General features: G+C 38.8%; 23 protein-coding genes. 7 read left to right on the forward strand and 16 right to left on the reverse strand.

The features are described 5' to 3' along the window. Positions 1-114: 114 nt before the first annotated feature. A complete protein-coding gene (locus tag EHW67_RS17060) occupies positions 115-1,677 on the reverse strand; it encodes a M28 family metallopeptidase (RefSeq protein ID WP_126163598.1) in 1,563 nt (520 codons plus the stop codon). A gap of 518 nt (positions 1,678-2,195) precedes the next feature. On the opposite strand from EHW67_RS17060, the gene EHW67_RS17065 reads away from it, so the two are divergent. Then, the gene (locus EHW67_RS17065; protein WP_126163599.1) at positions 2,196-3,779 is read left to right on the forward strand and encodes an aldehyde dehydrogenase (NADP(+)); all 1,584 of its coding nucleotides are present in this window, start codon (positions 2,196-2,198) and stop codon (positions 3,777-3,779) included. 215 nt (positions 3,780-3,994) lie between these two features. On the opposite strand, the gene EHW67_RS17070 is transcribed toward EHW67_RS17065, so the two are convergent. From EHW67_RS17070 to EHW67_RS17085, 4 genes are all read right to left on the reverse strand, one after another. Further along, positions 3,995-5,164, reverse strand: a complete 1,170-nt coding sequence (locus EHW67_RS17070) for an efflux RND transporter periplasmic adaptor subunit (RefSeq protein ID WP_126163600.1) — start codon at positions 5,162-5,164, stop codon at positions 3,995-3,997. Positions 5,165-5,176: 12 nt separating this feature from the next. Then, positions 5,177-9,514: a CusA/CzcA family heavy metal efflux RND transporter gene (locus EHW67_RS17075; protein ID WP_126163601.1), complete on the reverse strand. Its 4,338-nt coding sequence runs from the start codon at positions 9,512-9,514 to the stop codon at positions 5,177-5,179. A 75-nt stretch (positions 9,515-9,589) separates the two neighbouring features. Next, positions 9,590-9,988, reverse strand: a complete 399-nt coding sequence (locus tag EHW67_RS17080; protein WP_126163602.1) for a hypothetical protein — start codon at positions 9,986-9,988, stop codon at positions 9,590-9,592. A 352-nt stretch (positions 9,989-10,340) separates the two neighbouring features. Then, a complete protein-coding gene (locus EHW67_RS17085; RefSeq protein WP_126164130.1) occupies positions 10,341-11,036 on the reverse strand; it encodes a LytR/AlgR family response regulator transcription factor in 696 nt (231 codons plus the stop codon). An 810-nt stretch (positions 11,037-11,846) separates the two neighbouring features. Between EHW67_RS17085 and EHW67_RS17090 the strand changes: the two genes are divergently transcribed. Next, positions 11,847-12,728, forward strand: coding sequence for a hypothetical protein (locus tag EHW67_RS17090; protein ID WP_238389977.1), 882 nt, complete (start codon positions 11,847-11,849; stop codon positions 12,726-12,728). 150 nt (positions 12,729-12,878) lie between these two features. Here EHW67_RS17090 and EHW67_RS17095 read toward each other — a convergent pair whose 3' ends face one another. Genes EHW67_RS17095 through EHW67_RS17105 form a run of 3 tightly spaced genes read right to left on the reverse strand, consistent with a single transcriptional unit; the run spans position 12,879 to position 14,503 of the window. Next, entirely contained in the window at positions 12,879-13,691 is an 813-nt protein-coding gene (locus EHW67_RS17095) for a TerC family protein (RefSeq protein WP_126163604.1), read from the reverse strand. A gap of 2 nt (positions 13,692-13,693) precedes the next feature. Next, positions 13,694-14,074 carry a DNA topoisomerase IV gene (locus EHW67_RS17100; RefSeq protein ID WP_126163605.1) on the reverse strand — a complete coding sequence of 127 codons (381 nt, stop codon included), beginning with the start codon at positions 14,072-14,074 and terminating at the stop codon, positions 13,694-13,696. Between the two features lie 51 nt (positions 14,075-14,125). After that, complete coding sequence (locus tag EHW67_RS17105; RefSeq protein WP_317126889.1) at positions 14,126-14,503, reverse strand: helix-turn-helix transcriptional regulator; 378 nt, start codon at positions 14,501-14,503, stop codon at positions 14,126-14,128. 303 nt (positions 14,504-14,806) lie between these two features. Between EHW67_RS17105 and EHW67_RS17110 the strand changes: the two genes are divergently transcribed. The 3 genes from EHW67_RS17110 to EHW67_RS17120 all read left to right on the forward strand — a co-directional run bounded on the left by EHW67_RS17110 (position 14,807) and on the right by EHW67_RS17120 (position 17,125). After that, a complete protein-coding gene (locus tag EHW67_RS17110; protein ID WP_126163607.1) occupies positions 14,807-15,907 on the forward strand; it encodes a M14 family metallopeptidase in 1,101 nt (366 codons plus the stop codon). 111 nt (positions 15,908-16,018) lie between these two features. Beyond that, positions 16,019-16,498, forward strand: a complete 480-nt coding sequence (locus tag EHW67_RS17115) for an Lrp/AsnC family transcriptional regulator (RefSeq protein WP_126163608.1) — start codon at positions 16,019-16,021, stop codon at positions 16,496-16,498. A 105-nt stretch (positions 16,499-16,603) separates the two neighbouring features. Then, on the forward strand, positions 16,604-17,125 hold the full coding sequence (locus EHW67_RS17120; RefSeq protein WP_126163609.1) for a DinB family protein: 522 nt from the start codon (positions 16,604-16,606) through the stop codon (positions 17,123-17,125). Here the strand turns inward: EHW67_RS17120 and EHW67_RS17125 are convergent. Together EHW67_RS17125 and aroB are read right to left on the reverse strand one after the other, a co-directional pair. Further along, on the reverse strand, positions 17,122-17,448 hold the full coding sequence (locus EHW67_RS17125; protein ID WP_126163610.1) for a hypothetical protein: 327 nt from the start codon (positions 17,446-17,448) through the stop codon (positions 17,122-17,124). The genes EHW67_RS17120 and EHW67_RS17125 overlap by 4 nt on opposite strands. A gap of 118 nt (positions 17,449-17,566) precedes the next feature. Further along, the gene (aroB, locus tag EHW67_RS17130) at positions 17,567-18,628 is read right to left on the reverse strand and encodes a 3-dehydroquinate synthase (protein ID WP_126163611.1); all 1,062 of its coding nucleotides are present in this window, start codon (positions 18,626-18,628) and stop codon (positions 17,567-17,569) included. Positions 18,629-18,720: 92 nt separating this feature from the next. Here aroB and EHW67_RS17135 point away from each other — a divergent pair, with 92 nt between their 5' ends. Next, a complete protein-coding gene (locus EHW67_RS17135) occupies positions 18,721-19,887 on the forward strand; it encodes a proline dehydrogenase family protein (RefSeq protein ID WP_126163612.1) in 1,167 nt (388 codons plus the stop codon). 121 nt (positions 19,888-20,008) lie between these two features. Here the strand turns inward: EHW67_RS17135 and EHW67_RS17140 are convergent, their stop codons facing one another. The 6 genes from EHW67_RS17140 to porX all read right to left on the reverse strand — a co-directional run bounded on the left by EHW67_RS17140 (position 20,009) and on the right by porX (position 24,832). After that, positions 20,009-20,389 (reverse strand): DUF4258 domain-containing protein, encoded by a 381-nt coding sequence (locus EHW67_RS17140; RefSeq protein WP_126163613.1) that lies wholly within the window; start codon positions 20,387-20,389, stop codon positions 20,009-20,011. A 3-nt stretch (positions 20,390-20,392) separates the two neighbouring features. Beyond that, the gene (locus EHW67_RS17145) at positions 20,393-21,592 is read right to left on the reverse strand and encodes an alanine dehydrogenase (RefSeq protein WP_126163614.1); all 1,200 of its coding nucleotides are present in this window, start codon (positions 21,590-21,592) and stop codon (positions 20,393-20,395) included. Positions 21,593-21,649: 57 nt separating this feature from the next. Continuing rightward, positions 21,650-22,207: a hypothetical protein gene (locus EHW67_RS17150; RefSeq protein ID WP_126163615.1), complete on the reverse strand. Its 558-nt coding sequence runs from the start codon at positions 22,205-22,207 to the stop codon at positions 21,650-21,652. A 93-nt stretch (positions 22,208-22,300) separates the two neighbouring features. After that, positions 22,301-22,489 (reverse strand): hypothetical protein, encoded by a 189-nt coding sequence (locus EHW67_RS17155; protein ID WP_126163616.1) that lies wholly within the window; start codon positions 22,487-22,489, stop codon positions 22,301-22,303. 223 nt (positions 22,490-22,712) lie between these two features. Next, entirely contained in the window at positions 22,713-23,123 is a 411-nt protein-coding gene (gene tsaE / locus EHW67_RS17160; protein ID WP_126163617.1) for a tRNA (adenosine(37)-N6)-threonylcarbamoyltransferase complex ATPase subunit type 1 TsaE, read from the reverse strand. A gap of 164 nt (positions 23,124-23,287) precedes the next feature. Beyond that, a complete protein-coding gene (gene porX, locus EHW67_RS17165; RefSeq protein ID WP_126163618.1) occupies positions 23,288-24,832 on the reverse strand; it encodes a T9SS response regulator signal transducer PorX in 1,545 nt (514 codons plus the stop codon). 37 nt (positions 24,833-24,869) lie between these two features. Between porX and EHW67_RS17170 the strand changes: the two genes are divergently transcribed. Further along, positions 24,870-26,099, forward strand: coding sequence for an HD domain-containing protein (locus EHW67_RS17170; protein ID WP_126163619.1), 1,230 nt, complete (start codon positions 24,870-24,872; stop codon positions 26,097-26,099). Positions 26,100-26,106: the final 7 nt, after the last annotated feature.

A 26,106-nucleotide genomic window follows, 5' to 3' on the forward strand; every position in this document is an offset into this window, starting at 1 on the left:
AAATTTCTGGCTTTGGTAGGGGTCAATGGCAAAAAAAAAGGTGGCCGATTTTCTATCGGCCACCTTTTTTTTGGACAGGAAGCGGTTTGGCACCACATTAAATATTCTCTTTGTTTATTTGGCAGCCTTATCTACTTTTAGTCGGGCCTCCCTATTTGCTATTTCCCAAGCCGTATAAAATACCAATCTTGTCCTGTTCTGTAGTAGGTCGTAATTTATTTTATCAGGCGTGTCCCCAGGTTGGTGGTAGTCTTCGTGGGTTCCGTTAAAATAAAAAATAATTGGAATGTTGTTTTTTGCAAAATTGTAGTGATCGCTTCGGTAATAAAAGCGGTTGGGATCGTTTTCATCATTATAGGTATAATCCAATTCTATATTCATATATTTTTGGTTTACCTCCTCTGAGAGATCATGTAGTTCGGTGCTCAATTTGTCCGAACCAATTAGGTAGATGTAGTTCCTGTCGCCATCTCGCTTAGGGTCTATCCTTCCAATCATATCAATATTCAGGTCGGCCACCGTTTCAGACAATGGGAAAATAGGATCGTGGTCTGCGTAATATTTAGATCCCAATAATCCTTTTTCTTCCCCGGTAACATGGAGAAAAACAATTGATCGCTTTGGACCGTCTCCTTGATCGGCTGCTTTTTTAAAGGCCTCTGCAATTTCCAATACCCCAACGGTTCCGGATCCATCGTCATCTGCACCATTATATATCTGGCCGTCCTTGCCAACACCAACATGGTCCAAGTGGGCCGAAATAATGATGTACTCATTGGGTTTTTCGCTACCTTTGATAATAGCGGCAACATTTTCGGAAACAACGTCCTTGCTGTTGCTCACTATGTTTAGTGATAAATCTGTGGTGATAATTTTAGATTTGTTTTCCGATTTAATATTTGGAAGAAGTTGATTGGCAACTGTGGCGTCTATATAGAATTGGAAAAAATCTTGCTCCACTTCATCTTTAAGGACCATACTGCCATTGTCCCTCTTTTTCATATGGTTAAATCTGTTCTTAAATCGGGCAAAGTTGTCTTCGTCATAATAAAACACCCCAATAGCTCCTTTGCTTGCAGCCAGTTCCATTCTTTTCCCTAAGGACTCGGACATATTGCTCCATACTGATTTTTGAGTGGTTCCAGAGAGTGTATAGGTGCCATCATCATTCATTGGTTCTCCTGATTTTATCAAGACAATTTTTCCTTTGACGTCCACATCGGAATAATTGGAGTAATTGTTCTCCTCAATACCATAGCCTACGTAAGCTATGTTGTTTAAGTTGGCTTTTGCTGCTGAAAAAGTAAGTAAGCCATCTCCATTGCTAAATTCCTTGCCGTTAATGCTTACATTGCCTTCTGGTAATTTGCTGATGACCAAGGGTACGTTTTGAAAATAGTCGCCATCTGCCTTGGCCGCTGGTATTCCCAGTTCAATATATCTGGCCTTTAGGTATTCTACCGCCTTTTTTTGGCCCGGCTCTCCTGTATTTCTGCCTTCAAATTCATCTGAGGCATAAATATATAGGTGTTCCTTTAGGTCTGCTTCGGTAATGGAGGAAGCGTAAACCTCTGGGTTAACCGTTTTTTTTGCCGATTCTGTTTGTTGGGAGACGGTCTTTTGTGAAGAGTTGCAAGCCATGGATAGGCCTACTGCAACTAGCAATATTTTTTTCATTGGTAATATTTAAATAATTCAGAATTTTTCAAAAATAGGGAAATCCCAAGGAAACAATCTTACTATTTTTATAAAACTGTATTGGTTGCTGCTAAAAGTTGGGCCCTGCTTGCAGTTAGGGGTGACAACGGTATTGATTTTTAATGTTTTAAGCAAAATAAACATGAACTATGTTGCAATTTTGTCAATGACAATCTGTAGTGGTTGTGGGATTTCTTTAATTAGTGTCAAAAATCTCCTATTAATGGTCAATATTCCTTAAGTTAATGCTTTATTTAAAGCTTAATTTTGTGTTGTTTAAGAGTTACGGATTAACAAGGGGAAAAGAGAAAAAAGGGGGTGGACTTTATTTTTGTAGTTGACTTTAAAGATTGGTGTCAGCTAATGCATTGCTTTAGTGGTGGGTATGTGAACACAAAGGTGTACTTTCTAAAATGGGTCAGAAATTTCTAAAGTGTTAAATTAGTAGTGAAATTCCAAATTGGAAAACAGCGAATTATATAAAAAAGTAATTTATAATGATAACAGGCAAAAATTTTATTGGCACCGATATGTCTGCCAAAAGCAACAAAACATATACTACTTTCAACCCTGTATTGAATTTACAAACGAAATGGACGTTTTATGAGGCTTCCCATGAAGAAATAGAGGGGGCGGTACAAAAAGCATCAGCGGCCTTTGAGGTCTACCGCAATTTTTCGGGTCAAAAAAAAGCTGACTTCTTAAATGCAATTGCGGACGAAATAGAATTATTGGGTGATGAGTTGGTAACAACCTATGTTGAGGAATCTGGACTTCCCGAAGGTAGGGCCAGAGGTGAGCGGGGCAGGACCATGGGACAGCTCAGGGCTTTTGCTTCCTTGTTGAAGGAGGGCTCTTGGGTAGAGGCTACCATTGATACAGCTCAGCCAAATAGGCAACCCTTGCCAAAAGTGGACCTTCGAAAAATGTTAATGCCTATAGGGCCTATTGTAGTCTTTGGGTCCAGTAATTTTCCCTTGGCATTCTCTACGGCCGGAGGTGATACGGCCAGTGCCTTGGCAGCAGGGTGCCCTGTTATTGTTAAAAGTCACCCCATGCATGCAGGTACCGGGGAATTAGTGGCATCGGCAGTGGTGAAAGCGGCAAAAAGCACTGGAATGCCCGATGGGGTTTTTTCTAACCTTAATAGTAGTGATCTGGAAGTGGGGCAGTTGTTGGTGATGCACCCTAAAGTAAAAGGGGTTGGTTTTACAGGAAGTACCACAGGAGGAATGGCCTTATATAGACTGGCAACACAACGGAAGGAGCCTATACCGGTGTTTGCAGAAATGGGCAGTATTAATCCCGTGGTACTCTTGCCGTCTGCCTTAGAGGAGAAGGGGGCTGATTGGGCTTCGCAATACGCCGGGTCCATTACCCTGGGTGCGGGCCAGTTTTGTACTAATCCTGGGCTAATATTAGGAATTAAAGGTGATGCTCTTGATGATTTTGCTTCTGTGTTGAGGGAGAAAATTGAGGAAATTGAGCCCTCCAGTATGTTGCACCCAAATATTCATGAGAATTATGAAAGGGGGAAAAAGGAGTTGTCCACACAACCAAAAACCGAAGAAATTGCCACCTACACCAAAGAGGTGGCGCCCAATTTTGCCCAGCAAATGGTTTTAAAGGTCGCTGCTTCAGATTTTTTGGACAACCCCATATTGCATAGGGAAGTCTTTGGGCCATTTTCCGTAATTGTAGAATGTGGGGACAAGGCCGAATTGATTACTGTAGTGCAGCATTTGGAAGGTCAGCTTACTGGGACCGTTTTAGGCTCTTCGTCTGAACTGGAATCTTATAGTGATGTAGTGGATGCATTGGTGAACAGGGTAGGGCGTATAATTTTTAATGGAGTCCCTACGGGGGTGGAAGTGTGCCCTTCAATGTTGCACGGTGGGCCGTTTCCGGCTACATCGGATAGCAGGTTTACCTCAGTGGGTACTGCTGCGATAAAAAGATGGGTGCGCCCTGTTTCTTTTCAGAATTGGCCAGAAACACTATTGCCCGACGCCCTTAAGGATAGCAATCCTCTTGGAATTATGCGATTGGTAAACGGGCTTAATAGTGCGCAGAAAATTTAGATTATAACAAAACACAAACAGCCTTATATAAAGATGTTTGTGTTTTGTTATATTAAGTAATGCTTTAAGTTTTTGTAATTAAGGTTAAAGCAAGAAACCAGGATAGAAATTGTATTTCTATCCTGGCTTTTGGTTGTTAATTGCGTGTAGTGTTTAAGGGCATTGGGAGGTGTTGGTCACCGAGATCAAATCCTATTCATATGTCAAAAACAAGGTTAGTGGTCGTGGCCTCCAGATTCCCCTAATATATTAAAGCCGCCCTGCACTACAAATTGGTCATTCTTCTTTAAATTGCCTATATCCGTTAGAGCTGTATATCCATTGTAGCTGTCGCCTACTTTTACTTCTTTGGCTTCCAATATCAAGTGCTGGTCGTCCTGTGAGTTTACGGTTAGTACATATTGCTTTTCATCCATGGTAAGTACCCCTTCGTTGGGTAGGGCCAATAGACTCTTTTCTTCAGTAATAATGTTTGCCTCTACGAACATGCCCACCGCAAAATTGTAATTTTCATCATGGTGCAGATGTCCGTGTACCTTTACCGTTCTGCTGTCCGGATCAATAGAGGTTCCTACCAAATATACCGCAGCTTCAAAATAAGTGGGAGAAGCTTCAGGGATAGTAAATCGTATTTGTTGATTTTTTTTAATTTTAAGGATGTCCTTTTCAAAAACGGATAATTCTAAATGGATATGGTCTGTGTTGATGATTTCCATGATCTCATCGGCAGGGGATACATACATGCCTTTGTTAACGTTTACCTTGGTTATACTGCCGCTGATGGGGGCGTATATTGTAACCTGGGAGACCAAAATCCCTTGTTCTACCTTGTTTGGTGAGATGTTTAGCATTTGAAGTTTTTTTCTTAAGCCATTATACATCGCTAAATTTTGCTTGTATGAACTTTTGGCTTTTAGAAAATTCTTTTCAGAGCTTATTTGTTCTGCTACAAGCTTTTCCTGTCTCTCAAATTCCGATTTAAGATAGGTGAGTTGCTCTGCAACCTCTAGGTAATCTTGTTGTAGTTGCACAAATTCTGGGTTTTCCAAGGTAATCAAAGCTTGGCCTTTTTTAACCTTGTCTCCAATGAGAAGTGGGGTTCTTTTTATATAACCACCAGTGAAACTACTTACAATAGCCCTGTTTTGTGGTGGTACATCTATAGCACCGGTAACGCTGACCAGGGTTGGGAAATTTTGTGTTTCTAATTTCCCTAGAATCATATTTTCTCCTTCAAACTGGTCTTGTGATATGGTAATGGTCGTTTGGTGCTGTTCATTTTCTTCTAAATTTTTAGGAGTATTGTTTGCTGTTTTGGTCTCACCGCAACCCGTAATGGATAATAAAAGGATGATTAGAAAAGAGGTATGTTGTATATGTAACATAATGTTGTTTTTTTAAAAGTTTAAATAATTGATGGCAATCACCGTTTGGTTGTATGCGTTTAGGTTCTCTAGATATGACAGGGTGATGTGGTAGCCGTTTTCCATGCTTTGTATATATTGGAAAAAATCAATTTCCCCACTTTGGTATCCCCTGCTTGCGGTTTTGATAATTTCATCTGCCAAGCCTTTTCCTTCGGTCTCGTAGTAGGAAAGGATTTCTTTGTATTTTTTAAGTTCACCCATAAGTGATTGGTACTTGGCATTGTATTGCTTTAGAAAATCCTTTGTCTCTTCCAGGGATTTTACTTGCGCTATCTTGGCGGCCTTTATTTTGGATAGGTTCCCGCTGAAGAATAATGGAATCTTAATACCTAGCCTAAAACCGTACAAATGTTCACCTAGGGTTGAATTGGTGCCTTGGAAATAATTAAGGCTCAAATCGGGCAGGGTCTTGTGCTGTTGCAGTTTGCTCTTGGCTTCAAAAAGTTTGGTCCTGTTCTCGTAGAGCGTGCGATATGGGTTGTTTGAGCTGCCAACCTCTGTTATTTGTAATTTTTCCATTGGAAGGGTCTTTATGATTAGGAGGGAATCTGGTTGAACGGTTTTCATTAGTTCGTTATAAGCTATATTGGTGTCTTCAATAGCTTTTTTGTAAAGTACTTGAAGTTCTTTCTGTTTGGCCTGGGCGGTTATTTTTTCCAAATAATTGCTTTCACCGAGTTCAAACCGTCGTTTGGCGGCATGTGAAAAGCGTTCGTACAATTTTGTGAGCTCGGCATAAGTTTTCTCCTTTTGTCTGGTATACTGTAGATTGTGATAATTGGAGGCTAGCTCTTGTTCAAAAATTTGCTTTTTTATCTCATTTCTGTTTTCTTCAATGTCGTAATTAATCTTGTTGATGCCTTTTTGGGCAAAATATACCGTAGGGAAGAGTATGTTTTGTTGAACTCCATACACTTTTAAGGGTCTGTTGTTAAAAGCCAGATTGCTCTGGTCGTATTGATAATAAAATTCGGTCTTATCAAAATCAAACGCAGAGCCAATAAGGGTTTGGGATTCGTTTACGGAGAGTTCTGCGGCTCTTAGGGTCGAATTGGATTTTAGTGCAATGCTTCTTATTTCGTTAAAGCTGAGCCCGTTCTCCTGTCCAGTTGATATTCCGCTGCACAAACAAAATAAAACGCATAAGCTGAGTAGTTTTTTAGTGTTGTCTGCTTTCATGTGTTCCTTTTTGTTCTTTTGGTGAAAAATAGAGTAGAGTATTGGGAGGACAACCAGGGTTAATAAGGTAGCGGTAATGAGTCCGCCAATAACTACAGTTGCCAATGGGCGTTGTACTTCGGCCCCTACATTGGTGGAAACGGCCATTGGTAAAAAGCCCAGGGCTGCCGCAGAAGCGGTAAGCAAAACAGCACGTAGGCGGTCTTTGGATCCTTGGATGATCAATTCCTCTGAATCTTCCATTCCATTGTTTTTTAATTCCTTAAAGTGTTCTATTAAAACTATACCATTAAGTACAGCGATGCCAAAAAGCGCTATAAAGCCTACGCCGGCCGAAATACTGAATGGCATGTCTCTGCTCCATAATAGTAGTACGCCCCCAACAGCAGCCAAAGGGATGGCAGAGTAGATTATTAGGGCTTCTCTTATGGATTTAAATGCAAAATAGAGCAGTATAAAAATTAAGATCAAGGCAATCGGGACCGCAATTTTTAATCTGTCCTTGGCGCTTTGTAAATTCTCAAATTGGCCGCCATAAGTTATGTTGTAACCTGCAGGTAGATTCAAATTGGCGTCAATCAGGCTTTTAACATCGTCAACTACGGATTGGAGGTCTCTGTTCCTTACGTTGATGCCTACTACAATTCTTCGTTTGGTATCGTCTCTGGATATTTTTGCAGCTCCAGTGGTGTAAGAGATGTTGGCTAGTTCACTTAGGGGTATCTTGCCTGCAACCGGAGTATCTACGTAAAGATTTTTTAGATTTGAGATGTCTTTTCTGCTGTCTTGGTCCAACCTCAGGGTTAGGTCAAATCGCTTTTCGCCCTCAAATACACTTCCTAAATCGCTGCCGGAGAATCCCATGGAGATCAATTTGTTGAGATCTGAGATGTTGAGTCCGTACCGGGCAATTTTTGCCCTATTGAACTTTACGTTCATCTGTGGTAATCCGGCTATTTTTTCAACCGTGATATCGGCGGCCCCTTCCACATCTTGAATGAGGGTTTTTATTTCATTTCCTTTCTTGTTTAGAATGGCGAGGTCTTCCCCAAAAATTTTGATCGCTATATCTGCACGCACCCCGGTAATCAATTCGTTGAATCGCATTTCAATTGGTTGGGTAAATTCTACTTCCATACCAGGGATTACGGCCAAGGCCTCTTTAAACTGGTCTGCCAGATCATCCTTGGTCTTGGCAGACACCCATTCTTTTTTGGGGTTGAGGGTGATGATTACGTCACTGTCTTCCATGGACATCGGGTCTGTGGGTACTTCTGCAGCACCTATTCGAGTGACCACCTGTTTTACTTCCGGGAAATTGTCCAATAGGATTTTTTCTATTCTCGTGGTGGTCTCAATGGTTTTGCTTAAGGAGGTCCCTGTTTTTAATATAGGCTGTATTACAAAATCCCCTTCGTCCAAAGTGGGGACAAACTCGCCTCCCATGGTGGTGAAAATATATACGGAGATGGCAAGTAGTAGGGCGGCAAGGGACAAAACCAGTCTTTTTTGCCTTAGAGACCATCTAATAATAGGGTCGTAGGATCTGTTTAAAAAGCGCATCAAGCGAACAGAAATGTTTTTGGGAGATTGGACTGTGGGCTTAATAAAAAGGGAGGTGACCACCGGTACATAGGTGAAGCATAAAAACATGGCGCCTAACAGTGCGAAGCTGAAGGTCAGTGCCATGGGTTTAAACATTTTTCCTTCCACTCCACTTAAAGAGAGTATGGGGATAAATACAATTAAGATGATTAATTGACCAAAGACGGCCGAGTTCATCATTTTGGAAGCTCCTGTGATGGTGACTTCGTTTTTCAGGGTTTGTTGTTCGCCTGGAGCTAGGAGTTGTAGTTTTTTGCTGTTCAGTGTTATTTTGTAGGCGATGTATTCTACAATAATAACTGCCCCGTCTATAATAATCCCAAAATCTATGGCCCCTAAGCTCATAAGGTTGGCGTCTACGCCAAATAAATACATTAAGGAAAGAGCAAATAGCAAACACAGGGGAATTATGGAAGCGACGACCAATCCAGATCGCAGGTTTCCTAGAAGGAGTACCACAACAAAAATAACAATCAGGCAGCCTAGTACAAGATTTTCGGCTACTGTAAAGGTGGTTTTGCCTATCAGTTCACTTCTGTCGAGAAAGCCGTTAATGTATACCCCTTCTGGAAGGGTTTTGGATATGGCTTCAATGCGTTCGTGGACAGCGTTTATGGTTTTCTTGGAATTAGCGTCCTTTAACATCATAATTTGTCCCAACACCTTTTCACCTTCCCCATTTCCTGTTATGGCTCCAAATCGCGTTGCGCTTCCAAAGCCTACACTGGCTACATCTTTGATGTAAACGGGGAGGTTGTTGATCTTTTTGACTACGATATTCTCTATGTCCTCAAGGGAGTTGATCAGGCCTTCACCACGAATAAAATAGGCCTGGTTTACCTTTTCAATATATCCGCCTCCAGATACGCTGTTGTTTTTCTCCAGCGCAGTAAAAATATCGGAAGTGCCAATATTCATGGCGTTGAGTTTTTGAGTGTTGATGGCTACTTCATATTGTTTTAAATAGCCGCCCCAAGTGTTCACTTCTACCACGCCAGGGATACCAGACAACTGTCTTTTAACGATCCAATCTTGAATGGTACGCAGATCCATGGCAGAATAAGTGTCCTTGTAGCCTGGTTTTGTGTCTAGGATATATTGATAAATCTCTCCCAAGCCGGTGGTAATAGGTCCCATTTCGGGTGTGCCGAAACCTTCTGGAATTTTTTCGGAGGCCGATTTTAGTTTTTCGGATATCAATTGTCGGGGTAGGTAGGTTCCCATTTTGTCCTCAAAAACAATGGTGACCACCGAAAGTCCAAACTTTGAAACGGAGCGTATTTCGGTTACTCCGGGCAAATTCGCCATCTCCAGCTCAACAGGGTAGGTAATGAATTGTTCCATATCCTGGGTTGAAAGGTTTTTGGAGGTGGTAATGACCTGTACTTGGTTGTTGGTGATATCGGGAACCGCCCCAATGGGGATCTGGGTAATGGAATAAAGTCCAAAACCTATAATAAATAGGGTTAGTAAAAGAATAATTAATTTATTCTTTATACTGAATTGAATAATATGTGATAGCATAATTTATACATAATTAGTTGTGCAGACGGCTATTAGGGCAGTCTGCTCAATGAATATTTTAAGTAAAAAAATGAATTATGCTATTTTGGGAGGCTGGAAAATATCCGAATTTTTCAAATGGGAATATGTCTCTTGGTAAAAGAATTCTGAGCTGGTGTCTTGGATCAATGGGGTTTTGGGTAACGATAGGTCAACCCAGTTTAACACAAAGGCTGAGGGGCTGTGGGTGCAGGTCTGGTGGTTGAATGGAAGTTCTTCATGATCCTTATGTTCTTCTTTGTGCTCCTGTTCGTGTTGTAATTTAAGTTCGCCATAGTGCTTGGATATAAATGCAAAAATATTGTCGCCATATTTTTGCTTGTGGAATTTGGCGTGTGTTAAGAAATCGTCCACTTGGGCAATATCTACTAGATCCATATTGAAACTTTGGATCAAAAGCAGTAAAGACAGGGTTATGGAAAATAATTTGCTCATTGGAAGTATAAAGATATAAATTATTTATTACCAATGAAGAAGCCTAGAATATTGGTTTGGGTTAAGCCTAATAAAAAAACACGGGTTGTTTATTGGGGACCATGCTTGGAAAAGAAGTTGCAAAAGTGTTAGTCGTTGTTGTTATTGGGGTCGGGTAGGAATAGGTTGTTGGAGGGCTTGTGTTTATGGACCAGTATATAGGACATGGATCTGTTTTTTTTGAATGGAATTTATTTTAATTAATTTCACATCTCAAAACAAATAACTTACACTACTTTTGTTAAAGTAAAGAATTAGGTAATTGTATTTGTATAAGAGGTTTTTTGTAAGATGAATCCTGGATAAAATTTTCTTACTCTATAACTACCAATGCTTCCATAAGTGCTTCTTTTTTGTGTCTGCTCAAAGGAATGGTGTGTCCACATAATTCCACGGTTGAGCCATTGAAGTTCTCAATTTTTTCTAAGTTAACAATGTAGGATTTGTGTATCCTTAGAAATTTATTCTGTGGCAGTTGCTGGGCAAATCCCTTCATAGTAGATAGGACCAGTGTATTTTTTTCTTCCGTAATAATCTTTACATAGTCTCCATAAGCTTCTATCCACATAATTTCATGTAGGAATAGTTTAGTTTTTTTAAGATTGTTGGTTACGGTGATGTACTGGGGTTTAACTGTTTCTTTGTTTTGTAATTTATAGGTGTTCAGCGCTTTTTTAATGGCGACATCAAACCTGCTTTTGTCCAAAGGTTTTTTTAGGTAATCTGTTACATCGTAATCAAAAGCCTTCATAGCGTGATTGGGATTTCCTGAAACAAGAATAACCTGTGGTTTGGACTCTAGGGATTCCAAAAGATCAAAACCGCTTAATCCGGGCATTTCAATATCCAAAAAGATTAGGTCTACAGGGGTTTTGGATAGTTCTTTAAGGGCACATAGGCCGTTGTCCAGTTCATTGACTAATAGTAATTTAGGGTGTTCTTTGACGAGTTTTGCCACCGCACGTCGTTGAGTGGTGGAGTCGTCTATAAGTAGGCATTTTAACTTAATGTTTTTCATGGTCGTATTCTAAGGTAACACCCATGAACCATTAAAGAGGGGGCTGTGCCCAAAGATATGGGATAGCCTTGGTAAGCGCTACTTTTTTCAGGGGGTAGTAGTATGCCGGTTTGTCTTTAATGCCCCATGGTTAGTGTTTGGCATTTATTGCGGACAAATATACAGTATGTTGTATTAAAAATAAATAGTAATTACCATTAATCTATCAGCACCAGTATATCGGGGCAGTACAGGGTTTTTGGTTGCTGCTTACAGTTTTAAAGCAGCTAAAATTGTAAGAAAAATCACCTTTTTGCAAATGGGTTTGTGTTGCTGTTCCGTTAGTGTGGTGATAGTTTTTTAGGGATATAGTTGGGGTTTGTTGGTTGGTCATAAGTGTGTGGCGATTGTGTTTTCTTGTTAGTCTTTATTGACGATGTTTCGGATAGGCATTATTGGGCTATTGTAAATCTGTATGATGTTCATATAATGGATTAAAGGTATTTATATTTAATTAAAAAATATTGTATTACAGGTATTTGTATTACCTTATATAAATAATAAGTTTAAATATTTTCAATTAGTTTTTTGAAAGGTGTTTTGTGGTTTTGACAAGTGTTGGTGCATCTTTGGGTTAAGACATATAGTCCAGGTTAATGGGGAGCGAGGGTGTGTAGTGTGGTAAAGGTTAGATTTGTAAGGTTGTTATGTCTTAATTTGTTTTCAAAATATTTTTTAATAGTCTAATTTTGGTTTATGGTAAAAAAATGTGCTATCACTATTTATTGTTTTCTTGTGTTCTTTTTTGGTTTATTGTTTTCTGTGAGCCTTAAAGCGCAGGAAATAAAGGTGTTTCAACTGGGGGACTTTGATCTTCGAGGCCCGGTTAAATCTTGCTTGGTTATAACCGATTACGGAAAAGAGGAATACGATTTTAATGAAGAGGGGGCGTTGACCAAAGCCGTTACGCGATACAGTGACGGTGACTACGATGTTACCTTGTATAAACTAGCGGGAAGGGAATTGTTGGAGAAGCGTGTAGAAAATTATCGGGACGGTGTTTTTGTTAAAAATACCTCGATTGCCAATTTTTATGAATTGGATACTACCGAATCCAAAAAAATTACCGAAAAGATAGTGTCTTATAATAAAGAGTTTTTGGATCAGTATGAGTATTATTTTGGGGAGGATGGAAGGCTTGTGAGTATTAAACGAACCAATGATAATGGGATAGATGAAACCCATATAAAATATGAGCTGTATAAGGGGGAGTTTACAGAGACTTATTATTTAAATGATGTTATTTTGAAGTCGGTTCGAACCTCTAAGATAAAAGGTGAGGGTGGTGAAATGCGCAAATTGGTTTTGACAAAGGAATTTTTGGAAGGAGAGCCGCAAAAAGCGTTGGAGCAGGTTATTGGGGGTGATGATAAATTGGTTTCGGAAAAGAAGTTTGTGTATGATGATAAGAAAGAGGCTTTCGTGACTGTGGAAAGTGTGGATTACACCTATAATGAAAAGGGGGTGTTGGCCAGTTCAAGGACTAAAACCGAAAAGTACGAGAGGGTACAGGAGTATATATATCAGTATGATAGTACAGAGTCAGAGAACTGGATCAAGCAGATTGTAACCCCGGATAACTCATATAAAACCAGAAAAATCAAATATTACCCCAAAGAAGAAGCTTTGGGTGAAAAGTCGTGATTCTTTAGTTGCCTTCCCGGCCTAACAAGTGAAGGATTGTCTTGTTTCTTGGTTTAGTAGCGCGAACGGTTAAGGGGTTTTTGATTTGCCATTGAGATCCTAATCGCAACAAAAGCTTTTGTGGAATAAATGTGCCGCCAGAATAGGTCGTTACTTACTTTTGTTGTCCTGTGGTACTGGCTTGTTTTTCTTCATTCTAATGTTCAGGAATTCTACAAACAGGGAAAACGCAATCGCAAAATAAAGGTAGCCTTTTGGAATGGCCCCTATTTCTTGGTTAAAGAATTTAGCGTGGCTTAAATGTGCGGCCTCCATTATTAGCATAAAACCAATAAGGATCAAAAAGGCGAGGGTCAATATTTGCATCGAGGGGTGTTTGCTTATGAATATACGAATTGGATTGGCAAATACCATCATGATTATTATTGAAATAACCACTGCAATGATCATGAGCAATAGGGCGTCGCCTGGTTTGTTGCCTATTCCGTTGGTCATACCTACGGCGGTAAGAATGGAATCTATTGAAAAGATAAAATCGATCAGGACAATTTGAACCAGGGCCTTGGAGAAACTTGTGATCCCCTTGGATTTTATCTGGTTTTCATCGTGATCCGGCATTTCTATTTTTTCGTGAATTTCGGAGGTACTTTTGTACAATAGGAAGATGCCTCCAAAAAATAATATTAGAGCCTGTCCGCTTACCCCTAGGTACATCCATGATGTTTCAATGTAAAAGAAGGGGTTTTTAAGCCCAATTAAGAGCGAAACGGCAAAAAGCAATATGATACGCTGTACCATAGCCAGAAGTAAGCCTAGATTGGTTGCTTTGGCCTGGTCTTTCTTAGGTAGTTTGTTTGCAATTAGGGAAATGAAGATAATATTGTCTATACCCAATACAATTTCCAGAAAAGTTAAAGTAAGCAAGGCTACCCAGGCGTCCGGACTTGAAAGTATTTCGAACATGGTTATTGAATTTTAATTGCGGTGCCCTTGGATTTTTTGGAGCTTCCTACAACATTATATTCAAAAGTATAAGAATTATCGGTAGTGGACAATATCTTCATATGGATAGATTTCTCTTCGGCCATGTTTTTGGGATGGAGTTTCTTTACAATGTACTCGCAGTCATTGATCCATCTAACGGATGAAGTGTCTACTTTTCCTTCAAACACATCAATTTCAATGGAATCGGTTCTTGAGAATATAGTTGTGTGTTCCTGTCCTTCTATTTCTGCTGTAAACGAAAATTTACCGTTTTTAAAATCGCCGCAGTTCCTTTCGGGCTCATAACAGGAGCTTAAGGTGAGTACAAGAATTACAAGTATGATGGTAGTGTATTTTGTCATGCTGCAAAATAAAGAAAATTGAAACTTATAACGTACAAAAAAAATGAAAATTCAATACTCTTTTTCCGAGTAGGACTTAAAGCTGCCATCGGAGTAAAAAATAACAATTTTGTCGATCTCCTTGGTTTGGGGAGGAGAGGGTTTAGGGGTGTCGACTTTTATTTTTTTCTCCGGCTGGGGTTGTGTGGTAGGGGCTGTCTTTGCTTTACTTGGATAGTGGCCTTCCCCGTGTAGGAGCCAGTAGAGGTCAACTTCGGGAAAGGCTGCGGTTACCTTCATTACAAACTCTAGGCTAGGCTTGTTGCGTCCTGCCAGTAAGTGGGAGATGCTGGATCGTTGAACCCCAATTTTATCGGCAAAAGCGGAGGCAGATAAATCGTGGAATTTTAAAATCCGATCTATTCTTTTTGTAAAATCAGCAACGTTCACAATTGTAATTTAATTTATGTAAAAGTAGTCATTTTGAAACGTAAAGACTGTAAAAATCTTTAATAAAATCTATCATATTGTTAAATTAATACATTAAACAGAAAGATATAATACATTGAAAAATAATATATTGTGCTTAAACAATAAATTTTTTTAATAGATTATTTCATCCTTGCCTTCTTGAGTGATGGGTAAAGAGGGAATATGTAAACAAGGTGTTTACAAAAGTAAATTAAAGGGTTTACAATTGTAATCAATTTTGAGGTTACCTTTGCAGGGTTCTAATAAAATTATATTACAGGCATGCAGTTCAATTATGATGAGATCAAGGAAGAAACAATTCAAGGAAGGTATGTTACCCATAAAGAGATTGAGGGGTTTTTAAAAACAGTCCCAGGGATCTTTCCAATTCACTTGGAGGGAGAATCCGTTAAAGGGGTGTCAATAAAAAGTATGGTTTTGGGCAGTGGTGATTTCAAAATATTGATGTGGTCACAAATGCATGGTAACGAATCTACTACCACAAAAGCGGTATTGGATTTGATTAATTTTTTAAAAGGTAATTCTGAATTGGCTACCTTAATATTGCAAAGCTGCACCCTGAAGATTATTCCTATGTTAAATCCCGATGGCGCCATGGCGTACACAAGGGTAAATGCCAATGAGGTAGATTTAAATAGGGATGCCCAGGAAAGAACACAGCCCGAGAGTTTGGTGCTGAGAAAAGTGTTTGATGAATTTAAGCCCGACTTCTGTTTTAATCTACATGATCAACGGACCATTTTTAATGTTGGTGAAACGGCACAACCTGCAACGGTTTCTTTTTTAGCACCTGCACATGATGCCAAGAGAAGTATATCTACTACTAGAGGGGTAAGCATGCAGCTGATTGTTGCTATGAATCAGGAATTACAAAAATATATCCCGGGCCAGATAGGTAGGTATGATGACGGTTTTAATAGTAATTGTGTGGGGGATACTTTTCAGATGTTGAATACGCCTACCATTTTATTTGAATCCGGTCACTTTCCAGGAGACTATGAAAGGGAGCAAACTAGGAAATACATTTTTATATCCATATTAAAGGCCTTGGAGGTTATTTCAAATAAAAGCATTGGGCAGTACGCTCAGGATGACTATTTTAAAATTCCGGATAACAATAAGAATTTTTATGATGTATTGATTCAAAATGTTCATTTAATAAACCCTAAATACACTCCAGGTAGTAGTGCGGGTATATTGTATGTAGAAACTTTGGTTGATGGGGATATAGAATTCAGGCCTAAACTTGAAGAAGTGGGCGAGTTAAAGGGTAAATATGGTCATACTACCTATAATTTATTAAAAACTAAGGACTTAGATGCTTTAAGGTTGGAGACCAATTTCTTAAATTTAGTTAATTGAATTGGAAAAATTTTCAAAAAAGCTGAAAACGTTACGTTTTTCATAAATAAATGATAGATTTATTACAATTAATTTGATATTTTTTTATTTTTGCAAATAAATTCAACAATAATGGGTAAAGTAAAATTAGACGAAATTGACCACCAAATTCTGGATATGTTGATAGACAATACCAGAACACCGTTTACGGATATTGCCAAAAAACTTTTAATTTCTGCAGGTACGGTTCACGTGCGTGTTAAGAAAATGGAGGAAGCTGGTATAATAAAAGGATCATCACTTACTCTGGATTATGTTAAATTGGGCTATGCCTTTATAGCATATGTGGGTATATTCCTTGAAAAAACGCATCAGACCAAGTTTGTGTTGGAACGATTGAATCAAATTCCTAATGTTACTGTGGCCCATATTACAACTGGGAAATTTAATATCTTTTGTAAGATACGTGCCAAGGATACCAATCACGCAAAAAATATCATTTTTAAAATAGATGATATAGAAGGTATAGATAGGACAGAAACTATGATATCATTGGAAGAAAGCATTAATGACAAGAAACGTCTAATGCATACTATTTTTAATGAGATGTAAATAAGAAATTATTTATCAAAAAGGAAGTCGTAAAGTCCCAGGCATATTTATGTTTGGGATTTTTTGGTTTAAATATCCCAGTTTGTAATTAAAAACAATAGCGTTATGAACAAATCAAGTTTGCCCAAGGAGGCCTATGATCAGTACTATGCAACCTATTTATCTCAACTGGACGATAATGACTTAATGGTGTTGTTGAAATCCGGAAAAACTGAATTCACTAAATTTATTGAGGGAATCAAGGCCGAAAAATTAAAAATCGCTTATGGAAAGGGTAAGTGGACCATCGCGGAGGTTATCTTACATGTTATTGATGCTGAGCGCATATTTCAATATAGGGCGCTGCGTTTTTTGAGAAATGATAAGACTACCTTGCCCGGTTTTGATCAGGAGCAATACGTGTTGCACTCCAATGCCAATATAAGGAGCAGAAAAAGTTTGATAACCGAGTTTAATTCGGTCAGGGATGCCAGTATTACTCTTTTTCAAAGTCTTGGGAAAGAAGATTTGATGCGAAAAGGAATAGCTAGTAACATTGAATGGACGGTGGCTACTTTGGGATTTGTTATCTGTGGTCATTTAAAGCATCATCAGAAAATCCTCAGTAATAGATACTTGTTGGTTTAGTCCCAATTGTTGTCCCCTTCATCTGTATTTAGATTTAATTCGGGCTCCTGTGCTGGATTGTGGTATGCAATCTCTGTATTTTTGGTTTGCAGTTCCTTCTCCATATTTTCTTCAAAATTGGATATAAAATTGGCAAGGCTTTTACTTATTTTAACCAAGTAGATAGTGTCTTCTGTTTTTACTTCTACGGCTTCTATAATTTCTCCGTTAATGTTCTTGAACACAATAATATCCTCATCGCCGTAGCCATCTGGATAGCGTTCTATTAGTCTTGAAGCAACATCTAGGTTTAGTTTTTTGTGATCAACAAGTTTGCGTAACATAGTCAGGTTTTTTTTTATCCCGGATTACCAGGGGTTATTTATGTTACCTAAACTATATAATTTATAGATTGAAATTTATAAAGAGTTGTGAAAACCTAATTTTTAGTATATGTATCTGTTATTCTGCGTAGTAGGAAAAAGATTCTTTCAATAATTCGGGTGTCACTTTGATGTCTATTGCCGTTTTGCCAATACTTTTTAGTAGTACAAAATTAATATTCCCATGTGAGTTCTTTTTATCGAACTTCAAAAGTGTTAGTATCATATCAATGTCTTTCTTGGTAAAGCTGGTTTTTGGGTACCGGGCCAAAAAGGTTTTTTTGATGTCCTCAAGTTCATTTTTGCTCAAGCCCGTAAGTTTATAGGAAAGAAAGCCCTCCAAGATCATTCCAATGGCAATAGCCTCACCGTGAAGCAGTAGGTCGTGCTCTTCGCTTTCCAGAAAATGGGATTCTATGGCGTGACCAAGGGTGTGTCCGTAATTTAGTGTTTTTCGCAGGTGTTGCTCGGTGGGGTCTATTTGCACCACCTCGTTTTTAATGGATACCGAAGTGTAAATAAGTTTGTCCAATTTTTCAAACCCTGTAATTTCTTTCAGGGTATCCCAGTAGCTGGCATCGCTTATGAGTCCGTGTTTTAGCATCTCGGCATACCCACTCTGCAACTGTCTTTGGTCCAAGGTTTTTAAGAATTCTGTTGCCACTAGTACCATTTGTGGTTGGTTGATTACGCCAACTTGATTCTTCAATGGCCCCAAATCTACCCCTGTTTTCCCTCCTACAGAGGCATCCACCATAGATAATAGGGTGGTGGGGATGTTGATGAATTCTATTCCTCTTTTAAAACAGGAAGCTACAAACCCTCCCAGGTCCGTTACCACTCCGCCTCCAAGATTGATCATGGCGCTCTTTCTATCGGCATCCAATTCTGATAATACTTCCCATACCTGCGTACAGGTAGCTATATTCTTATGAATTTCTCCCGCTTCGATCTCTATAATTTCAAAATCGTATTCACCTTCAATATGCGACATAAAAACAGGAAGACAACAATTATGGGTGTTTTCGTCCACTAGGACAAAAATTTTGGAATAATTGCTGTTGGCCAAATGATCATTAAGGGCCAAATAAGCATTTTCATTGAAATGAACAGAATAAGTGGCTGTGGTAATAGAATTCATTATAGATTAATTTCTGGCAAAATAAACACTATTTTATATCATAGGAATACAAAATGTGTACTTATATTTGGTTACTGAATAATTTAAGGTAAATGAAAGGAATTTTTGAGGATACTGCAACTGCTTTTGCTCTTAAAACCGACTCAGAATTGGAAAGGGCGTATTTCTTGTTCAAGCTTATAGCCAATGAACCCTTGGTGAAAATTGGGACAGCGGTCACCAATTTTGCCATAAAGGCACATTTGCCGGTAGAAAGGCTTATAAGGGCTACTGTTTTCGATCATTTTTGTGGAGGGGTCAATGAGGAGGAGTGCCTAGTGGTAGCTGATAAGATGTATGGGAAAGGGGTGAGTACTATTTTGGATTATTCCGTGGAAGGGCAGGAGGTAGAGAACCAGCTGGACTCCTGTTATGAAAAAGCCCTGAAAACCTTGGATTTTGTTAAACAAAACAAGGCTATACCATTTATTGTTTTTAAACCTACGGGCTTTGGACGGTTTGCGCTTTACCAGAAAATAACGGAAGGCGAAGAGCTTAGCCATGAAGAAAAACAAGAATGGCAGCGTGTGGTAAATAGGTATGATAGGGTTTGTAAAAAAGCACATGGGCTGGGGGTTTCCATATTAATTGATGGGGAGGAAAGCTGGATGCAAAAGGCTGCAGATGATCTGGTACAGCAGATGATGAGGAAGTACAATCAATCAGAGCCTATAGTTTTTAATACCCTACAAACGTATAGATGGGACCGACTGGATTATTTGAAAGAACTTCATCAGGATGCCAAAAGGCACAATTATTTAATAGGGATCAAAGTAGTCCGTGGTGCTTATATGGAGAAAGAAAATGATAGGGCGGAAGAAATGGGATATCCTACGCCCATATGTGATTCAAAAAAGGCTACCGACAGTAATTTTGACAATGTGGCGACATATATGATCAATAATTTGGATACTTTTTCAATTTTCGCCGGGACTCATAATGAGTTTAGCAGCTATAAATTAATGGAGCAAATGAAAGAAAAAAATATAGCTGTAAACGACCCAAGAATCTGGTTTGGTCAGCTTTATGGCATGAGCGATCACATATCCTTTAATTTAGCAAAAGAGGGATATAATGTAGCGAAATACCTGCCCTTTGGTCCTGTTAAGGATGTTATGCCGTACCTGATTCGAAGAGCTGAGGAGAATACCTCGGTTGCCGGGCAGACCAGCAGGGAACTAAGCCTGTTAAAAACCGAACGAAAAAGGCGAAAAATATAAGATTTACGGTAAGCTGTTTTATTCGGTTTTAAAACTTTAGACTATCTTGTAACCTAAAAACTAGTCCTAGTAATATTAGTGCTCCCGTGGTTAGGGAGTTTGTATTGTAAATTAAGCTGTATTAATAGTCAAGGTCTTCCACTACGGCCTTGTCCGGACAATTCTTTACTTTTAAGGTGGCTGATTTTTCGTTTATAGTGCCTTCTATATAATAGGTTTTACAAGGAGTGGTTTTGGTTTCACTTTTGCTAAAATCAACATCTCCGTTGTGTAGAAAGCCATTTATATCCAAACTGTCCAATTGGTTGTTCTGAACTAACTGTCCAATGGTTTCGGAGTAGGACAAAGGCTTGGATCGTATGTCTTTTAATGTTCTGCAATTGGGAAAATAACAGAATTGGGTTCCCGTTTCCTCTGATTTTTTTTTCAAAAAAATAGTAAGAAAGACCAATCCAATGGAAAGTCCGAATAAAAAGAAGCCCAATCGCTTTAAAAATGCCATAACTTAAAAAATAAGGAAATTAATATCGCTGTAAGAAAGGTCAAACCATTCTCCAACAGATTTATTGGTTAAAATACCGTGGTACAAATATAGCCCACTTCGCAACCCCTTGTCGAATCGCAGGGCATTTTCAAAACCACCGTCTTCCCCTATTTTTAATAAGTAAGGGGTAAAAATATTACTAATAGAAATGGATGCGGTTTTTGGGTATCTAGAGGGTATATTGGGTACACCATAATGTAATACCCCGTTTTTAACTACTATAGGGTTATCGTGGCTCGTAATTTCACTAGATTCAAAACAGCCGCCCATATCAATACTTACATCAATGATTACTGCTCCTTTCTTCATCTGTTCTACCATGGTGTTTGATACTACAACTGGTGAACGGTCCTTTCCGCGGGTGGCTCCAATGGCCACATCGCAACGCTTTAGGGCTTTTAATAAATTTTTAGGTTGTATGGTGGACGTGTAGACGGTTTGTCGCAAATTGGTTTGTATACACCTTAGTTTGGAGATGGAATTATCGAACACCTTTACGTTGGCACCTAATCCTATAGCAGATCTGGCAGCAAACTCACCAACTGTACCGGCACCTATGATTACTACCTCTACTGGAGGTACCCCGCTTATATTGCCAAACATTAATCCGTTTCCCTTATTGGTAGCGGCCATAATTTCTGAAGCGATCAAAACAGAGGAGATCCCGGCAATTTCACTTAAAGACCGTACCGCAGGGTATTTTCCATCGTCATCCCTAATATATTCGAAAGCAATGGCTGTAATTCTCTTTTTGGCCAATTCCTCAAAATATTTCTTGCTTTGGGTCTTAATCTGTAGGGCAGATATAATAGTAGATTGTGGATTTATTATCTCTATTTCTTGAAGGGTGGGGGGCTCTACCTTTAAAATAATTGGACAGCCAAAAACTTTTTTGGTGTCCCTAGTTATTTCGGCCCCGGCATTGGTGTAATCAACATCCGAATAATTGGCCCCATCGCCAGCACCAGACTCAATCAAGACCCTATGTCCGTTGGCAGTGATTGCATTCACAGCGTCTGGTGTAAGGCAAATACGCTTTTCCTGGTATTGGTTCTCCTTGGGCAACCCGATAAAAAGTTCCCCTTTTTGTCTAAGGATTTCCAAAGTTTCTTCTTGAGGCAGTAATTGCTGCTTGCTAAAAGGTGAGGGATGTTGGCTCATATGCTGTAAATCTGTTCGTTACATTTCAACTTATATTGAAACATAGCAAATTCAAAATTACGATATTTTTTCTTTAGCTATCCCTTCTTTTTTGAAGTGGTCTTTTTGTTGTTTCTCTTTCTCCTTATAAGACTTTATTTCCTTGTCCATTGCTTCCAAATCAATACCTAAAACATGCTTGTCAAATAGTTTCAATCGAATGAAGTAAACAAAGGGTATTACAATCGTCATAATGGGCAATAGCCAGTATAATTCCACCTCGTCCAGAAATCTATCCTCGTATACAACCGATACAATCTGAAAAGCGAACATGGCGATCGGAATAAGTATTACATGATACCACCAATGCTTGCAAGTGAAAAACCAGAGTACTAAAAGTAGCAATGGAACAAATTTGGCCATAAATAACCACATTACCATGCTTATGCTTTCTTGGTATTTACTTTCGTAGGTAAAAAAGTAAAGGTCCAAGGAGCTATTCATAGGGAAATACTTGTAAGTATAGAAAATATAGGGGGTTAGGGCTATAATGATGGCCACAATGCTCCCGATGAGAATACTTCTTGACTTCCTTTTTGCGGGTTTGTTGTCAAGATCGTTATGTAAGTTAGGCATGCAAATACTAGTAGAAAATTAATTTACTAGTAGTATAACAAAAAAAAAGGGTTCCTAGTATATAGAAACCCTATTAATTTTAGTTCATTTTAACTACCCGTTGGTAGGTACTTTTATTTTGGTCCTGTCAATACCGTTTGCAGGTACTTTTATTTTGGTCCTGTCAATATTTTGTTCGTATAAAGCATCTTCTTCCGTCGTATTGTCAGGGGAACAAGAAAAGCTTACGAAAGCAAAACAGATTGTAAGTGAAACAGCGAAAAGATTTTTTTTTGTGATCATGGTTTAAGATTTTAGGTTAAGATAAAGGGTTAATATCCACAAAACTATAAAAAAAATCCACATAGCTTACGTTTCATCGATTAATTTGATCGTTTTGGCGAAAAAAAGTGGATATCTAGTCAATTTGCTTTTCTGGTAGAACAGTCAAAGGAAGCTGATTTTTTGGGTATAAAAATGGTTAAAAATTGTGGGGCAGATAGGTAAGGAAGTACTTTATTTGTCTCTAGCTCATGCTAAGTTCCCGTGTATTTTCGTCCAGTATTTCAATTTTTATATCCGTCCGGTTTTCTGGCAGTAATCCTGCTATTTTTTCGGGCCATTCCATAAATACCCACCCGTCAGAAGAGAGGTATTCTTCCAATCCCAGGTCCCAGGCCTCAGTTTCGTCCTCCAGGCGGTAAAAATCGAAATGATATCCCAAAAAATCACCATTTTCCTTTTCGTATTCATTAACTATTCCAAAGGTAGGGCTGCTACTAGTGTTGCCTCCGCCCAATTCTTTAACCATAGCCTTGATCAAAGTGGTTTTTCCCGCGCCCATATCCCCATAAAAACAAAGTATTTTATTGGGGGTGTTCGCAATTATCTGCTTGGCTACTCCCGATATTTGGGAAATGGTATAGGGAACGGTCATCTGTTTTACTTTAATAATTCGCGCAATTTAAATCCAATTTGTCAAAAATTAAAATCCTAGTTGTTGGATATATGTTTTTTTATACCGCAAATAGGATCCTTATGGGATATTGCTAGGAAAGCCTAAGTGAAGCAAAATCAATCTTTGGGCAGTGGGGCTTATTTTTACCTGGCCTCCAATACAGCAAAGGGTATAATCATTTCCTCCATGGATACACCTCCATGTTGGTATGTATTTCTATAATAGCTTACATAGTGATTGTAATTATTGGGATATGCAAAGAACAAGTCGTTCTTGGCAAAAATATAGGAGCTGCTTACATTTATATTAGGCAGGAATATTTTTTTGGGGTCCTTGGTGGCCAACACATCTTTTTCTTCATAGGTTAGGCTCCTTCCTGTTTTATAGCGCAGGTTTAGACTGGTTTCTTTGTCCCCGATAACTTTTGAGGGTTGTTTAACGTTTATGGTGCCATGGTCTGTGGTGATTATTAATTTTAGGCCCAAGCCTTGAGCTTGTTGTATTATTTCCAAAAGGGGTGAATTTTTAAACCAGCTCTTTGTTAAGGACCTATAGGCTTTATCGTTGGCAGCCAATTCTTTTACTACCTCCATTTCCGTTTTGGAATGTGAGAGCATATCTACAAAGTTGTAGACTATGACCGTTAGATCGTTGTTCTTATGTGTCCTGAAATTCTGGGATAAGTGTCTTCCTTGTTTGATACTGCTAATCTTGTGGTAGTCCCACTTTAGATCTAACCCGAGCCTTTTTAATTGTGCCTCTAAAAACTCCGCTTCGAACAAATTTTTTCCTCCTTCATCCGTGTCGTTCTTCCACCATTGAGGGTGTTTTTTTTCCATATCCAAGGGAGTAAGTCCAGAAAATATGGCGTTTCTGGCGTATTGGGTTGCCGTAGGCAAGATACTGTAATATGGGGTCTCCTTCCGTTTCCTATAAAAAGTATTGAGAGATTCCTCTATGGCCAGCCATTGGTCATATCGCAGGTTATCTATTACTACCAGTAGCGTTTTGCTGTCCTTTAACTCTGGTTTAATTAGTTGGGCAAATAGGGTATGCGACATTATAGGGCCATTTTTGTTGCCAAACCAATCAACGTAATTCTTTTCTACAAATTTCCCAAACTGCTGATTGGCTTCAGTTTTTTGGGATTCCAGTATCTCGAACATGCCTGAATCCTCAATCTCTTCGAGCCGCAACTCCCAGTAAATAAGTTTTTTGTACAGCTCTGCCCATTCCTCATAACTGTTTACCATAGCCAGTTCCATGGCTATTTTTCTAAACTCTTGCTGATAATTGGCGGTGGTTTTTTCAGAAACTAATCGTGAGTGGTCCAGGTTCTTTTTTAGGGATAAAAGTATCTGGTTGGGGTTTACGGGTTTAATGAGATAATCGGCTATTTTGGAGCCGATCGCCTCTTCCATAATTAATTCCTCCTCGCTCTTGGTTATCATGACAACGGGAAGTGAATTGTTGATGATCTTAATTTCGTTCAATGTTTCCAAACCGGAAATCCCGGGCATGTTTTCGTCCAAAAAAACTATATCAATATGCCTCTGTTTTATTTCTTCCAATGCTTCCTGTCCACTGAGGCAGGTAATTACCTGGTAATTTTTACGCTCTAAAAAGAGAATATGCGGTTTTAATAAATCTATCTCATCATCTACCCAAAGTATTGTAATCTTGTTCATTTAGTCCTTATATTTGTCTGCCTAAAGAAATGTGCTTTTGAAAAAATCAAATAAGCTTAAAATTTTCAATGATCCAATTTACGGATTTATCGGTATACCCAACACACTTATCTTTAATCTAATTGCGGAACCCTGCTTTCAACGACTTAGAAGAATATCCCAAATGGGATTGTCTTACTTGGTTTATCCAGGGGCCCATCATACCCGTTTCCATCATGCTCTGGGCAGTATGCACCTGATGCAGCAAGCTATTCAGGCATTGCGACAAAAGTCTGTAAAAATCAGTAATGAGGAAGAACAAGGGCTACTTTGTGCAATATTGCTGCATGATATAGGTCACGGACCTTTTTCCCATGCCATGGAGCACAGTATAGTAGAGGGGATAAACCACGAGTATATTTCCTTATTGTTTATGGAGAGTTTAAACTTAAAATATAAGGGTAAATTGGATGTTGCTATCGCCATATTTAAAGGGGAATACCCAAAAAAGTTTTTAAATCAATTGGTTTCCAGTCAGCTGGATATTGATAGGATGGATTATTTAAAGCGCGATAGTTTTTATACCGGGGTTGCCGAAGGCAATATTAACTCGGAAAGGCTGGTTACCATGTTGAACGTGGTTAAGGGCGAGTTGGTCGTGGAGGAAAAAGGTATTTATTCTGTTGAGAAGTTTTTAATGGCCAGGCGTTTTATGTATTGGCAGGTATATTTGCACAAAACCGGTCTGGTGGCCGAGCAATTATTGATAAAAATCCTAAAAAGGGCCAAGGAACTTTTGGTAGCGGGGAAAACCATAGAATTTTATGGGGCCCTTCAGTTTTTTATGGAGAATAATATTTCTAAAGAGGATTTTACACAGGCTAATTTGGAAATGTTTGCCCAATTGGACGATGTGGATATCTTGGCATCTATCAAGGCGTGGCAGAGTCATGACGACTTTGTACTATCGCGACTGTGTAAAATGATAATCAATAGAAAGTTACTGCACGTTAAGCTAAAAAACAAGCCTTTAAATTCTGAAAAGCTACACAAACACTTTTTGGCTTTTAAGAATAAGTATGCACTAACCGATGAGGAAACCGCTTATTTTGTCTTTTCGGGTGAAATAACCAATCAAGCCTATAATGCTCAAAGGCAGAATATTAATATCTTAAGAGCAAATGGTAGGATTACCGATGTGGCCAAGGCTTCCGATCAACAATATTTAAAAACCTTGTCCCGGACTGTTACCAAATATTATATGTGCTATCCTAAAGTTTCCGTTTAACTATTTT

The organism is Arenibacter aquaticus, from assembly GCF_003957295.1.
Classification (GTDB): Bacteria; Bacteroidota; Bacteroidia; order Flavobacteriales; family Flavobacteriaceae; genus Arenibacter; species Arenibacter aquaticus.